Genomic DNA, 13,644 nt, shown 5'->3' on the forward strand with positions numbered 1-13,644 from the left:
TGAGCGCGGATGTGTTTTCCAAAATAAGGGCGAAGTACGTGGAGCCGTACACCAGCGTGTACATGCCGGTTTTCATTTTCGCTTCAGTGGTTTCCTTAGCGATTGCGTGCATTTTCACCCTTGTGGGCGAAGGGAGCGCCGGGCGCGCGGCGCGGACGCTCCTGTTGTGCGCATGCGCCTGCTGTGCCGCGCTGGCCGCAATTCTGGTTCTCTGCTGGCTTGCCGCGCCTTCGGCGGTGGAAAGCAGCGTGAGGCAGAATCCTGAAGTGGTTTCAGGGCTCTCCCAGGTCCCGGAGGAATACGCGCAATTCGCGGAAATAGCGGTTTCAGATGCGGCACGCGCAGTGAGCGAATGGGCGAGGGGCATAATCGCGCGCTTCGCGCTCCTTTACTTCGCGGCCGCGCTGGTTTCAGGGGCAGGATGGGCAGCCCTGTTCGGGCTGGCTATGTTCAGAGGGGAAATGGAGGAGCGCGAAAATGAGAGCGGCGCGGCGGAACGGAAGCCTGAGTGACAATCTCACAAAATTTTTCCAATCTGCGAATTGAGTTTTTTTGCTTCTTCCAGAGCTGCTTTTTCAGGTGCGGATTTGCCCTTTTCCCATGCGAACGCGATTGATGAGGAGGCGTTTATCCTGTGAATGTGCGGCCTTTGTTTTATTGCGGCAAGCACGCTTTCCAAATCCCCCCCTTGGGCGCCTATCCCTGGAATCAGGAACGGGATTTGCCCTTTGGTTATTGATGAGATTTTCTTTATGGAATCGCTGGTTGCGCCCACAACCAGGCCGGTTTTCCATTCAAGGGCTTTTTGCGCGACCAGCTCGTAAAGCTGCGGGCTGCCCTTTTCCTGGAAATCGGCTGCGCCTGGATTGCTTGTCCTGCACAGCACGTAAATGGGTTTTCCCTCTCGCAGGAAGGGTTTTATGGAATCCGAGCCCATATACGGGGAAACCGTGAGCGCGTCCGCGTTCCAGAAATCAAAGGCCTCTTTCGCGTACGCCTCGGAGCTTTTCCCTATGTCCCCGCGCTTGGCGTCTAAAATTATCTCCAATTTCCCCTTGTAGCGTTCGATTATTGATTTGAGGGCGTGGAGCCCTTCGAACCCGTATTGCGCGAAATACGCGTAATTGGGCTTTATGGAAACGATTTGATTTTCCGCAAGAAGCAAATCAGCTATCGGGAAATAGTAATTCTCTATCTTCTCCTTCGCGTCCCCGCCTTCGCATTTCATCTTCTCAAGAACCGGGTCGATTCCGAAGCAGAGCAGCGTTCCTTTTTTTCTCCCGTTCAGTTCAAGCGTCTCAAACATATCTGGCACCGTATTGCTTTTGGTATTCCCTGAAAGAGGCGAAAAGCGCGTCGTCCACGTGCATTTTTCCGTTTATCTCGCGGTTGTGCAGGTATTTGAAAACCGAGGATATTTTTTCTATGGCATAGACCTTTACACCGGTGAGCTCCTCAAATTCCTTTATCGCGTTTTTCTCTTTTCCTTTTTCCTCGCGGTCCACTGCGATGAATATTCCCTTGAGCTGGACGTTCGCTGCGGATTTGAGCTTCGCAATCGCTTCCTCTTTCGTCCCTCCGGTGGTCATCACGTCGTCCACCATCACCAGCTTTTGGAGTTCGCGCGGGCCGTCGCCCACAAAGGCGCTCTTGTCCCCGTGCTCCTTCATCTCTTTTCGGTCAAAAAGCCAAGTCTTTTCCATCTTCAGCTTCTTGTGCATGCCGATGCTCACGGAAACCGCGAGCGGGATTCCCTTGTACGCGGGGCCGTAAACCGTGTCGAAATCGTCGCCCAGCTCCTTTTTCATCTTCTGCGCGAAAAATACCCCTAGCTCGTAGCTGGTTTTTCCGGAATTGAGCATGCCCATGTTGATGAAGTAGGGGCTTTTTCTCCCGCTTTTCAATGTGAAATCCCCGAATTTCAGGACATCGTTCTTAACCAGGAATTCTATGAATTTTCTGTTCATTTTTTCACCACTGGATTTGCAATCAGGAATATTAAACGTCGCGCCGGCTTTTATTGGTTTTCCTTCCGCCCAAAAAACGCGGCAGGCGGTTTTCCCGCGTTCCTTTTTCCCTGGATTCATGCCTCCAGCTTACGCCTTTTTCCGCAGCTTCCTGCAGCATTCTCCCTACGCTTTCCGAATTCAGTTCACCAAGGCCGAGCGCCTTTTTCACGCTCTCTTCAACCTTGCGCCCGTGCGAACTCAATCCGGTAAAATTCAGCCAGGCCTGTATGCAGCTCTGCTTCCTTACTCGCGCCCAATCCTCGTCGCCAACTTTGTCGAATATGCGCAGTGAAGACAGGTAGTTGAGATGGTCTTCTGTTTTTATAGGCACGCGGGAAACAGGATAAACCGCCTGCTCCAAACGTGAGAGCATGTCTTCGTGGGACATCGCATGGTCTAATCCGAGAAATTCAAGCATCGAGTTGCGGGGTTTCGCGAATTCCCTCTCCTGGAGCCATTCTTCCACGAGCGCGCGGGCTTCAGAGCGGGGGAATATGCGGAGGGATTTAATGTAAATCAGGTGCTGTTTCACATCAGTTTCAAGTTGTTCTCCAGGCATCGCACCACTATTTAGTCCTGAGCTTCGCGCCTTCGCGCACTGCCTTCACCATTTCCCTGACTTTCTGCACGCTCGCACTCTCCTCGAACGCCGTGCCGACCTGTATTATGTCCGCGCCGGACTTGAGCACGTTTTTCGCCTGCTCAGGGGTTTTTATCCCGCCTGCGACAACGTACGGAACCTCAAGGACCGAGGAAACGGCTTTCACCATCTCAAGGGGGATGTGGCCTGAAGCCGGATTGCTTCCTGCATCGGTGATTATGAATCTGAAGCCCATGTATTGCGCCCCGAGCGCCATCGCGGCCGCGAGTTTTGGCTTATCCCTGGGAATGAGGTTTGCCTCCCCAACCCAGCCCACTGTGCCTCCGGGCTCCACCACGATGTATCCTACTGGGAGCGGCTCTATACCGTATTGCTTAACGGTAGGGGCAGCGAGCATCTGCGCGCGCGTAATCCAATACGTGTTTTTGGAGTTGAGCATGGACATGAAGTAGAGCGCGTCCGCGTATTTCGTCACGGTGCCTATGTTGCCCGGGAAAAGCACGACTGGAACGTTCACATCCTCCTTTATCCTTTTCGTGACCGTATCAAGAAGCTCGCCCTGCACCCCGGTGCTTCCGCCAACCAGGATTATGTCCGCGCCGCCTTCGTTTGCATTTTTTGCGGATTTCACCGCTGAATCCAAATCCTTGTAATCCAGCGGGTCTATCACGGCGAACAAAAGGCCTTTCTTCCGCCCAAGCTCGTCGCATATGTATTTCTCTATTTTTCCCATGAGCAAACAATCCATTTTCCCACCCTGTCCTAGAAGAGGTTCGAAAAAAGGTAATAAATACCTACCGCTGCCGGGATTCGCGCATCAAGTCAATTACGCGTTTCGCAAGTTCCATGCCATATCCCTGCTTTTGCATGGAAAGGAGCGCATTTCTGGCCTTCAGGACCACTGTATTTGAAGGGTCGAAAGTGGCTTTGGCCAACGAAGCAACTGCGGACTGGAGGTCGCTCCGCTTCGGCAATTCGGCAAGCTCGCACAGAATCTCAATCGAGCGCAGGCGAACTTTCTCCGAAGGGTCGTTTCTGAGCGCGGCGGATAAAAGCGAAATCTCGAACGGCACTTCCTTCTGCCTGAGACGCCTGCGTAGCGTCTTTATGGACTGCAGGCGGATTTCCTCCGTAGGGACGTCCTTAGATAAACACGAAATGGCCAATGGCACTTCCTTCTGCTTGAGAAGCCCGTACAAAATCTCGGCTGAAAAGAGACGGATTTTTTTTACGGGGTCGTTTCTGAGCGCGGCAGACAACAGCGAAATCGCAAACGGCACTTCTACCCAGTTAAGAAACCAGCAGAGTCCATTGAGGGCGCCGGCGTGCACTTCTACATCTTTGGCTGTAAGTCCAGCCGCTAAATATTTGAGCGCATTGGGGTCTATTTTTCTCTTTTGGCGAATGATTTCAGAAAGCGGAACGTCCTCAATTTTGTTGCGGCCAGAATGCCCCATCGGATGACCGCGAACCAGGGATCTTTGCTTCAGCGTGCCGCCAGCTATTCTTGGGTTATTGAGGCATGACCGGCACAATTCTAGTACCTCTTTCTCTGGGAGGGGCGGCTTTTCGCTGGGGCCGACACGGAAATTTTCTACCTTTGGCTCTGTGAGGGGTGGTTTTTTACTGGGACTTTTAGGGATTGGCGTGAGCGAAACGCGGAACTTGGACCTTTCCTTCGTTTTCGGAGTTCGCGCTGTTACTGGCCCCGGAGCTGGCGCTACAACTGGTTTCATGGTTAATAGTATGTGCGCCGAGGAATAAAAATGTTTACTTTTTCACATTTTCTACAACTTAGAGCAGGCCCGAGGATTTCGCCAGCTCTTTTATCCCTTCTTCGAGCGGACGCGGTTCGAAGCCCAGCTCTTTTTTCGCTTTGGAGCAGTTGAAAAGGCGGGGCTTGGCCAGGATGTTCACGTGCTCCGGAGTGATGATGGGTTTCCTTCCGGAGAGCGAGGCGCGCATTTCCTCCAGCTTCGCGAAAAGCAGCGCCAGGGAAAGCGGGATTCTCCTTTTTGGAGGCGGAACGCGCAGGATTTTCGCCGCTATTTCATATATGCGCTCCTGCGGGACGCTTTCGCCCGCGAGCACGTAAACCCCTGGTTTTGCGGAAATGGAAGCGGCTACCGCCTTTGCGACGTCTTCGACGTGCACGAACGAAACCGGGTTTATCCCTTCTCCGATTACGAACATCCTGCCCTTTTTCACCATCTTAAGTATGCGCGCGTAATCCTCGTATTGCGGGCCGTACATAGTCCCTATCCGCAGGGAGATTGAATTGCTGCGCCCCATCACCATTTTCTCGGCTTCGTGCTTGGTTTTGGCGTATGGGGTGTCCGGGTTCGGGACGGTGCTCTCGTCGGTCCGCCCAAGGAGGTCCTTCCCGTAGACTGAAATAGAGGAAGCGTATACCACTTTTGTTTTTTTGGGGAGCGCTGAGAGGATTCTTTTGGTGAGCAGGACGTTGCTCTCGTAAAGCTCCTTCCTGCTTTGGAAATTCATGGAGCCCGCGAGATGGATGAGCACGTCGCAGTCTGAGAGCGCGGACCTCAGGCTTTCAGAATTCTCGAAATCCACTGCCAATTCCTTGGGGAACTGCGTCCCGGTCGGTTTTCTGACAAGCGCTGTGGCTTCGGGCAACAGCAGTGATACTTCCTGGCCGAGCTTTCCGCTCGCGCCGGTTATCATTATGCGCATGAAATTATAGGTGCGGGAAGGATTAAAAAGGGTTAAAAATATAGTTGTATAAAGAATATTAGTGTGTTGTGATTTCGGGTGGTATCATGGTTAAAATCAGGGTCATTCTGCAGCTTGGTAAGACACGCTCCCTTACGCCTGACGAGCAACGGAAAAAGAGGTATGCTAAATCAGCCAAACAATTCGAAAGGTTGAAGGAACGGGCGGACGAATTGCCTGAAAAATTCAAAGGTCAACGGAACAACACGAGTGCGCAGTATGAAAACTATTGCAAAAACGTAACAGCACTATGCAGAACCGCAGCAACGAATGGTTTGATTCCTACGGAAGCGGAATCACTTTCCAGGCTGGTGGAGGAAGGAAATAAGATGAACGCGCTTGCCAATAGAAAGCTGCTCTTGGACCGCATTTCCCAATGGGCGGTGGGAGTTACGGGCCTGGCTGTAGCCGGCGCGATGCTTTTCCCCAAGGCAGTTGATGCGTACATGGGAACCAATTTTTCAGAGTTGCTTGCATCCGGGAGCGCAGAGCTTATGGTGCTGAAAGGGGCCGCCATAGCCGCGGAAATATATTGTTTGTGCAAATTCCTCAGCCCGCTCCAGAGGCTTGTGCGCGGGGTTTCCGCAGGGCTGGAAAAGCTTGAGGCGACGCTCAAGAATCAAGGCAAGGATTAAAACTTTAATCCGAGCAAGCTGGGCATGGCAGAATTCACGGTCACACCATGGGACGTCAGCGGCGCGATTGATTACGACAAGCTGATTCAGCAATTCGGGACGAAGAGAATAGACGGGGCGCTCAGGAAGAGGCTGGAAAGCGACGCTGGCGAACTTCATCCGATGCTGGAACGGGACTATTTTTTCTCGCACCGGGACCTGGATTTGGTGCTCAACGATTACGGAAAGAAGAAGGGCTTTTTCCTCTATACTGGCAGGGGGCCGAGCGGGCCGATGCACATCGGGCACCTCATCCCGCTCGTGTTCACGAAATGGCTCCAGGACAGGTTCGGAGTCAATTTGTATATCGAGATTACGGATGACGAGAAGTTCCTGGTGAAGCAGGAAATGAAATGGGAGGACACGCAGAGATACTCGCTGGAGAACATAATTGACATAATCGCCGTAGGACTGGACCCGGGAAAAACTTTCATTTTCAAGGATTCCGAATACATCAAAAATGTTTATCCGCTGCTGCTGAAAGTCGCGAAGAAAACCACGTTCAGCACCGCGCGCGCGGTCTTCGGGTTCAACGAGTCCACCAACATCGGGATAAGCTTTTATCCTGCTTACCAGGTGGTGCCCACGTTCTTCGAGAAAAAGAGATGCCTCATTCCGGCCGCGATAGACCAGGACCCGTATTGGAGGATACAGAGGGATGTGGCGGAGGGCTTGGGGTATTACAAGACTGCGGCGATACACAGCAAGTTCCTTCCTCCGCTCACTGGAGTGGAGGGGAAGATGAGTTCGAGCGTCGCTGATACCGCGATATGGCTTTCAGACGACGGGAAAACAGTGAAGAGCAAGATAAACAAATACGCGTTTTCAGGAGGGAAGGCGAACGTGGAGGAGCACAGGAAGCTGGGCGGGAACCCGGACATAGACGTTTCGTTCCAGTGGCTGAGCATATTCTTCGAGCCGGACGGCGCGAAGCTGAAAAAAATCAGGGAGGATTACGTTTCGGGGAAGATGCTGAGCGGGGAGATGAAGCAGATTCTGATTGAGAAAATAGACAGATTCCTTGTTTCGCACCGCGAGAAGCGGGAAAGGGCGAAGGAGCTCGTGCGCGAGTTCATGTACGACGGGAAATTGGCAAAGGAGATGTGGAAAAAGCAGTTCTAATTATTGAATAGATTTGGGGGGTAGCCAGCTCACTAGGCAAACAAAGATTTGATTTCTACGCGAAACGGGCACGAAACAGCAAGAGCAAATCCCTTGGATTTGACGGCTAGCGCGAGTGCAGCTTGCCTGCACCGCGCTACTGGTTTGGGCATGTGACGCGAGAGGGGTTTTTAAGGGGAAGCGAATTTCGGAATTTACCCCTTAAATGAGATGTGGAAAAAGCAGTTTTGAAAATCAGAACTGGGACTTGGGTTTTTTCTCCTTCACGCCCGTCATGTCCAGCGAAATTCCACCCTCATTTATCTCCAGAGGGACGATTCGGCTCATGTGCGGGACCCCTTTCATCTTCAGCACTTCAAGGGCGCGCTTCCTGCTCCCGGTATCGTCGTAAAGGTAGTACATGTGCATCCAGCCGTCGCTCAGGCTCTCTATTCCGTATTTCGTGCGGGGGAGCACGTCCTGCGTTGTTGCTGGCGTGTCCTCGGAAACTATGAGCGTGGTGGTGCCCCATTTCCTCAGGTTGGCTATCAGCTTGAGGAAACCCTTCTTTCTCTCGTCGTCGTTCTGGAACAGGAGCGCTATGGGCATCACGGAGTCTATCACCGCGCGCTCTATGTCCATCGTGGACACGAGCTCCTCTATGGCGCTGTTGCTGAACAGGAACTGGTCCACCTCTTCTATCGGGTAATCCAGGAAAAGCAGCTTCTTCTCGCCTTCGAGCTTGGAGATGTTCCACCTGTAGCTGGACATGTTCGAGTAGGTGGAGCTTTTGGTTTCCTCGAGCGCTATGTATATCCCGGGCTCGCTGAATTTTTCCGCCCCGTTTATAAGGAACTGCATCGCCAACGTGCTTTTTCCGCAGCCGGTCGGGCCTGAAAGAGTGGTTATGGAGCCTTTTGTGAAACCTCCCTCGAGCATGCTGTCGAGCCCTTCTATCCCAGATTTCACGACTTCCCTTTTCATGCGCTCACCCTTCCAGCACCTTCTTGCTGAGTTCCATCCTGTTCTGGACTTGCTTCCTGAACTGCAGGAGCTGTTCGCCCTTGTAGACCTTCTCGAGTATGAGCTTCTTGAGCTCGTAGTTGTTGAGCGAGATTCCCATCAGGAGGTCGTGGGCCTGATCTACCGTGAGCTTTATTTCATCGGGCCTTTTGAGCTCCACCGAGAAAGGGGCGTGGTTGCCGCAAATCTTCGCGAGTGAGGCGAGGCTCCTTGTGAGCACCTTCACCTCCACCGGGCAGGAGAAAAGCCCCTCGTTCTCAATGGGCTCCTCTATCTCGCCCATCGCATAAACGACTCCCGGAGTTTCGAGTATCTTCTGCACGAGCGCCGCGCCGAGCTGCTGCAAACCGTCCTTGCTCTGTGCGCTCATGTCGAAGTAGAGCACCGCGAGGAGGCCGCCCTTGGATATTGTTTCCTTAGTGAGCTTGTCAATGTCCACCATGCATTCACCCTGTAATGTTCATCGCTTCCATGAAATCGCACACACTGCCGTTCGTTTCGAATATTTCGGGCCCGAAAGTTCCGGGAGCGCAACTCCTTAGCTCGGGCATCCCGAAGCCAGGCAGCGCGGCTGAATTATTTTCGTAGTTCTGGCTTTTAAACGCACTGGTGTTTATGTAGAGCCAGGCGCAGCTGCTAGAGAAAGCAGTTCCGGAAACATAGTAATCGCTTCCCCTTACTATCGTCACTATGGTTTTGTTGAGCTCCGGGCTGAAATAGTCGCTGCGCACGTTCGCGCCGTCCATCCATATCTGTATTTCAGAGTTGTTCGCGCTCATGTTGCACGAAAGCGGGCCTGGTGAAGCCTGGGGCGGGGTGTTTTGCGCTGTGTTGTCCGGAATAGGAGGGAGGAACCCGGTCTCGTTCAGGGGCGTAGGCCGGAGGTCGAAACAGCCGGAAAAAATGAGGAATGCGAGAATCAACGGGATAGCGTATCTCATGAAATCAACGGAAGTATGCCAAACTGCCTGCATCCTGCACCTAGCTCCCAAGGGCAATCCGCCATCAGCGGCAGTTGACATTTTTGGAATTCATATCCCGAAACTTCATCTGGTATACGGGGATTGAATTCCAAATGTTTTAAATAGGTAAAGCTTATATTGATTTAGCGGCATAAAATATGTTAGTAAATGTGTTTATGCGTGGCTAAATTGCCCATGCATCCGGTGAAATCATGTCCCCCACCCAAACCGTAAGAACTCCGAAAGGAAGTACGTACGAGCAGGATATCATAGGAGAAAGCGAACTCGCGTACAGCATGAGGAACCTGCAGAAAGTTCTTGAGAAACCGGATGGGAAGAACAAATACGGATGGGACGAACTGGCGAAGCTCTTGCAGGGCAAGGACTACAAATTCGCAAATGGGGAGGTAAAATACGTTTTGGACCAGGTCGAGCTGATGCTCAAGCTCTGGGGCGCTGGAACGTACGGGAAGAAAATCGTAACTGGGATAGCGAAAAAATGCCTGGGAAACGATACTTTGGATAATATCGGGACTTATGTGGCCGGCACCACGGTTGAACTAGGAGGCGGAAAAAAAGCGAACATAACCGCCACCAACCCAGTGGCCCTGTGGATTAATGAATACCGCTCGATGCATCCTTTTTCAAGGCCTAGAGAGGAGGCCAAACCTGAAAGCAAAACTGCGGATGTTGTGCCTGCACGGGTAGACTCCGAACCGTTGAAATTCGAAAAACCAACCCCAGAGGGGACCGAGGAGCCTAGGGAGCCAGCCACGCGGGGTTTTCTGCAGACGAAAACGGAACGCGCGAAGTGGAGCGAGGCGCTGAAGAAGGGAAAACCGGAGGAAATGGGCTTCAGGGCAAACCTAAAGGCAGTTAAAGTTCCGGTTTTTGACATGGAAAAGGCCCCGGAGGTGAAACTGCCGAAGCTTGAGGAAGAGAAATTCTATTTCGACATGGACGCGGTCAGGAAGGCGAAGGAAAAACCGCCGTTCATTTCCGGGAAGAAGAAGGAGCCTTTGCCCTATTTCTACTTGACTCAGACCAACGAAGGAAAGAGCGCGAATGCTGAAACCGCTGCGAGGCCGAAACCAGTGGAAATCCAAGAGGCGGACTTGGAGGAAATGCCGAAAGCGAAAACAAAACCCGAGTTTTTGGGCGGCGCTAAAACTGCGGAGAAAACTGAAACTCCTGCGCAGGCAACTGTGCAGAAGGCCGCGGAGCAGCCTGCGCAATCTCCAGCCCAGGTGAGGAACACGCTTGAAGGCAGCGCGGCCGAGGATGCGCTCGCACCACTCGAAGACTTCGGACTCAATGTTGAAGGGATTCCGGAAATCAGCACACGATTGGGCGAGATTGCGAAAAAGATGCTCAACGCGCTGATAGGAATGAAAGATGAGGAATTGAAAGCTGAGGGAACGAGAGGGTTCTTGAATTATTTCAACAAACTGCCGGCCGAGAAGAGGGCGAAGGTGCTCGAGAATCTGGACATTCTCGTCAATGACGTGTATCTGTCGGAGGGAAGCATCCAGAATTACATAAGGAATTTCGATAACGATAAAAAAGCGTACATCGAGGCGGTTATCGAATAATAGAAGGTGGATTTTATGGTGAATGTTACGAAAAAGGCTGAAACGACTGGAACAACCGTGACTAATGCACAGCTAAGGGAAGTCCTAGAGCCGGTGAGGCAGGCGCTCGTGAAAGGGGAAAACAAAGAGGTCGTGAACGCGAAAATAGATGCCGCTATGGCGAATCTCGACCGGCTCACGGTGAGCGCGGCACAAGAGGACCGGATAAACCTCGTGAATGTCAAGAGGCTGCTGCTCACTGCGGTAAATGTTGAAACGTTCGGGGCGCAGCAGAAATTGGAAATTTTCGACGTGCTATTCAGGGAGTACTTTGAAGATGCGAAGTTCAGGAAGTCCGAGACTGCAAACGAAACCGAGATGCAGCAGCTCAGGTACGCGTTCCTGTGCCTTGATAAATTGATGATACCGCAGAACACGCAGGCCGCAGGTGAACTCGCCAAGTATTTCGCTGGCGCAGATACTGAAGAGAAAATGCGCGCGAAGCTGCAAAATTTGGGGTTCAAGCTCACCGCTTCGTATTATGCGGCGAGCATTTTCGGAAGCCTGAAGACATACGGCGGAGGGCTGGAGAACGTTCCGAAGGACGACGCTTTCCTCTATATGATGAACAACCTGTCGAGCGTTCCGTTTGAGGACATGCGGAAGGCGATGGAGCTTGCGGAACAGATGAGCTCTGCGTACAGGACAGATGATACGCAGAAGGTCGTGAAGCTAATGGATGATTATGTTGGGACCGGGCCGGCGAAAAAGGCCATGCTGAGCTTCGTGATTGCCCGAAGGTACGGGGATGTCGGGGCTATCGCGGAAAAGATGGGCGTGATAAGCAGGCAGAAACGCGAGAGTAGGCAATATGAAGGCAATGGAAAAGAGTATGAATTATACAAGGAAATGATCGTGGGGGAAAAGGGCATAACTTCTAAGTCTAATGAAGCATATGCTAAGAACCTGGAGGAATACATTGGCGTGAGGACTGCCGGGAAGGCCAGGAGCGAGAATCTGAGCGGGCTGGACTCGCTGGACGTTTTCGGGAGGTACGCTTTCCTGATAAAGACGTATCCGAACATGGTGCGGCTGATGGGCGACGTGACGCCTTTCAAGGAGTACATAAGAACCAAGGGCACCACTACACAGCTCGAGTTCACGCTTTACTGGGACCTACTTCCATCCATACTGCCTTCCAATACTGACTGGAAAAAGATAACCGACACGGTTTCCCTTGTGAGCTTCTGGGGCGACAATTTCGTGAGGGACGCGGGATGGAACAGGGAACGCAAGCTCGCAATGCAGGGGGAAAAGATGCTGAGCGCGGTGGAGCACGCGAACAACATGTTCCTCGCGAGGATGATAAGGGCCACGCTGAAGAATCCGGAGAGGACCGAGACTTCCAGGCGGCCGAATCAATATGAGGATTACATAAAGCCCGAGGATTTCGACCAGTACACGCCGGTGGAGATAACCGAGCGGGAGATAAAGCAGTTCCTGACTCTGTGGCCCCCTACGCTGGTGAATGACTGGAGAAAGATGCTTGACATCGAGGGAGTGAAAAATCCTGGAGCCGAGGAGCTGGTCATGTGGTTCAGGCGCCTGATGGCCAAGAACGAGCTGAGCAGGATGCAGATGCAGAGGCCGAGCATATCGCTTGGAATTGCCCTGGACCTGGGGTTGTTCCAGATGTTCCTGGACAGATTGAACGTTTACGAAGCCATACCGAGCGAGATGTACAGGTACGCGCTCAACGGCCACGGGACATACACGCGCGTGCACCAGTCCGGGAGCGATGCGACGATGAGCGGGGACGCGTACCTGGAATGGACTGAATGGGGGCCCACTGCGAGGAAAGCTTATTGGATGTCCATGAGCGGGCTCGGTTCCGAGACCAGGTTCACTGGCGGCGCGTCCGGAAGCGGGATATACAAGTTCGGAAGGAACAACGAGTACGAGCTTGTTGGCTCGGCAAGCACCGAGGGCTTCAAGTACATAAAAGGCTATTTCGATTCCAAGGTCGGGGATGTGGAGCAGTTCGCGTGCCTGGAGCTCAACGAGGAAACGAACAAGTACGGAGTCACGTTGTGGCAGAGGAAAGGAAACAAATACGTGCGGATGGAATTCGACAGGCAGATGGAGCAGGAGCTGGGCGCGATGAGCCCGGAGCGGGTGTACCAGATTTTCGGCGCGTACCTGGACAACAAAATTGATTCTAGGCTGTTGTTCAGCGGCGGGAACGTGAAGGGGCTCGTAATCGGGTACAAGATGGACAGTGTGGGACTCGCGGCACTCAAGAGCCGGAACCAATACGCGGCTGTGGCCGCATATTCCAGCGGATACAACCTTGGAGCCAGGGCGTACCTGGACAAGGAAGGCGCGAAGCAGCTCGGGCTTCTCGTGGAGGCAACGAACATGAGGCTCAGCGCGGGCGCAGGAAAGGACGCGCAGGGAAAGGGAGTTTACGCAGTGGATTACAGGCAGAGGTTCGGGGGGAAAACTTCAATTTCCGCTATGGGCGTGAAGCATCTGGATACGTTGCTCGCGGGCGGGATAGATTCCGGGAATGCGTACATGCTTCTGGATTACATAAAGAGGCACGGAGGCGAGCAGGAAGGGCGCGTGATAGCCGGATTCAAGACCAGCGGCGGAATGCAGGGGGACGTCGCGTGGTTCAGCAGGGCCCAGAATGCGAATTTCCTCTACATGGACGAGTATCTTGTAACTTACAACGAACTACTCACCAGGAGGAACGAGCTCGTTACCAGGAAGGGAAGGAACACCTACGAAGTCGAGAACGACCTCAGGTCCATCAACTACGCCATAGACCAATTGCAGACGGTGACGGACAAGAAATTCAGGGGGGCGATGAGGCTCATAATGCCCAAGAAAGACGGGACTTGGGAGATTGACGCGGTGAGCGGCGCTTCCACCATGATGAGCGTGATAGCGAAGGGGCCGGAC

The 13,644-nt window shown here is 52.9% G+C and carries 14 protein-coding genes; 5 read left to right on the top strand and 9 right to left on the bottom strand.

Going from position 1 to position 13,644, the window contains the following annotated elements:
- The coding region (locus WC488_02085; protein MFA5077192.1) for a hypothetical protein at positions 1-512 on the top strand (512 nt) is incomplete at its 5' end.
- 5 nt (positions 513-517) lie between these two features.
- Here WC488_02085 and pyrF read toward each other — a convergent pair.
- From pyrF to WC488_02115, 6 genes are all read right to left on the bottom strand, one after another.
- On the bottom strand, positions 518-1,306 hold the full coding sequence (pyrF, locus tag WC488_02090) for an orotidine-5'-phosphate decarboxylase (GenBank protein ID MFA5077193.1): 789 nt from the start codon (positions 1,304-1,306) through the stop codon (positions 518-520).
- A complete protein-coding gene (gene pyrE, locus WC488_02095; GenBank protein ID MFA5077194.1) occupies positions 1,299-1,967 on the bottom strand; it encodes an orotate phosphoribosyltransferase in 669 nt (222 codons plus the stop codon). The genes pyrF and pyrE overlap by 8 nt, the downstream gene beginning before the upstream one ends.
- Positions 1,968-1,998: 31 nt before the next feature.
- Entirely contained in the window at positions 1,999-2,568 is a 570-nt protein-coding gene (locus tag WC488_02100; GenBank protein MFA5077195.1) for a hypothetical protein, read from the bottom strand.
- Between the two features lie 7 nt (positions 2,569-2,575).
- Complete coding sequence (locus WC488_02105) at positions 2,576-3,358, bottom strand: geranylgeranylglyceryl/heptaprenylglyceryl phosphate synthase (GenBank protein ID MFA5077196.1); 783 nt, start codon at positions 3,356-3,358, stop codon at positions 2,576-2,578.
- 46 nt (positions 3,359-3,404) lie between these two features.
- Complete coding sequence (locus WC488_02110) at positions 3,405-4,067, bottom strand: hypothetical protein (GenBank protein ID MFA5077197.1); 663 nt, start codon at positions 4,065-4,067, stop codon at positions 3,405-3,407.
- Between the two features lie 337 nt (positions 4,068-4,404).
- Positions 4,405-5,307, bottom strand: a complete 903-nt coding sequence (locus WC488_02115) for an NAD-dependent epimerase/dehydratase family protein (GenBank protein MFA5077198.1) — start codon at positions 5,305-5,307, stop codon at positions 4,405-4,407.
- Positions 5,308-5,393: 86 nt separating this feature from the next.
- Between WC488_02115 and WC488_02120 the strand changes: the two genes are divergently transcribed.
- Positions 5,394-5,981, top strand: a complete 588-nt coding sequence (locus WC488_02120; protein MFA5077199.1) for a hypothetical protein — start codon at positions 5,394-5,396, stop codon at positions 5,979-5,981.
- A 24-nt stretch (positions 5,982-6,005) separates the two neighbouring features.
- Complete coding sequence (locus tag WC488_02125; GenBank protein ID MFA5077200.1) at positions 6,006-7,142, top strand: tryptophan--tRNA ligase; 1,137 nt, start codon at positions 6,006-6,008, stop codon at positions 7,140-7,142.
- Between the two features lie 234 nt (positions 7,143-7,376).
- On the opposite strand, the gene WC488_02130 is transcribed toward WC488_02125, so the two are convergent.
- From WC488_02130 to WC488_02140, 3 genes are read right to left on the bottom strand one after another with little or no spacing between them, the layout of a single operon-like run.
- The gene (locus WC488_02130) at positions 7,377-8,105 is read right to left on the bottom strand and encodes an ATPase domain-containing protein (protein MFA5077201.1); all 729 of its coding nucleotides are present in this window, start codon (positions 8,103-8,105) and stop codon (positions 7,377-7,379) included.
- A 4-nt stretch (positions 8,106-8,109) separates the two neighbouring features.
- Positions 8,110-8,586 (bottom strand): hypothetical protein, encoded by a 477-nt coding sequence (locus WC488_02135; GenBank protein ID MFA5077202.1) that lies wholly within the window; start codon positions 8,584-8,586, stop codon positions 8,110-8,112.
- A gap of 4 nt (positions 8,587-8,590) precedes the next feature.
- Positions 8,591-9,085, bottom strand: coding sequence for a hypothetical protein (locus WC488_02140; protein MFA5077203.1), 495 nt, complete (start codon positions 9,083-9,085; stop codon positions 8,591-8,593).
- Between the two features lie 233 nt (positions 9,086-9,318).
- Here WC488_02140 and WC488_02145 point away from each other — a divergent pair, with 233 nt between their 5' ends.
- Entirely contained in the window at positions 9,319-10,698 is a 1,380-nt protein-coding gene (locus tag WC488_02145) for a hypothetical protein (GenBank protein ID MFA5077204.1), read from the top strand.
- A gap of 15 nt (positions 10,699-10,713) precedes the next feature.
- Positions 10,714-13,644, top strand: a 2,931-nt coding sequence (locus WC488_02150; protein MFA5077205.1) for a hypothetical protein, incomplete at its 3' end; no start/stop codon positions are given.

The organism is Candidatus Micrarchaeia archaeon (assembly GCA_041650355.1).
Lineage (GTDB): Archaea > Micrarchaeota > Micrarchaeia > Anstonellales > Bilamarchaeaceae > JAHJBR01.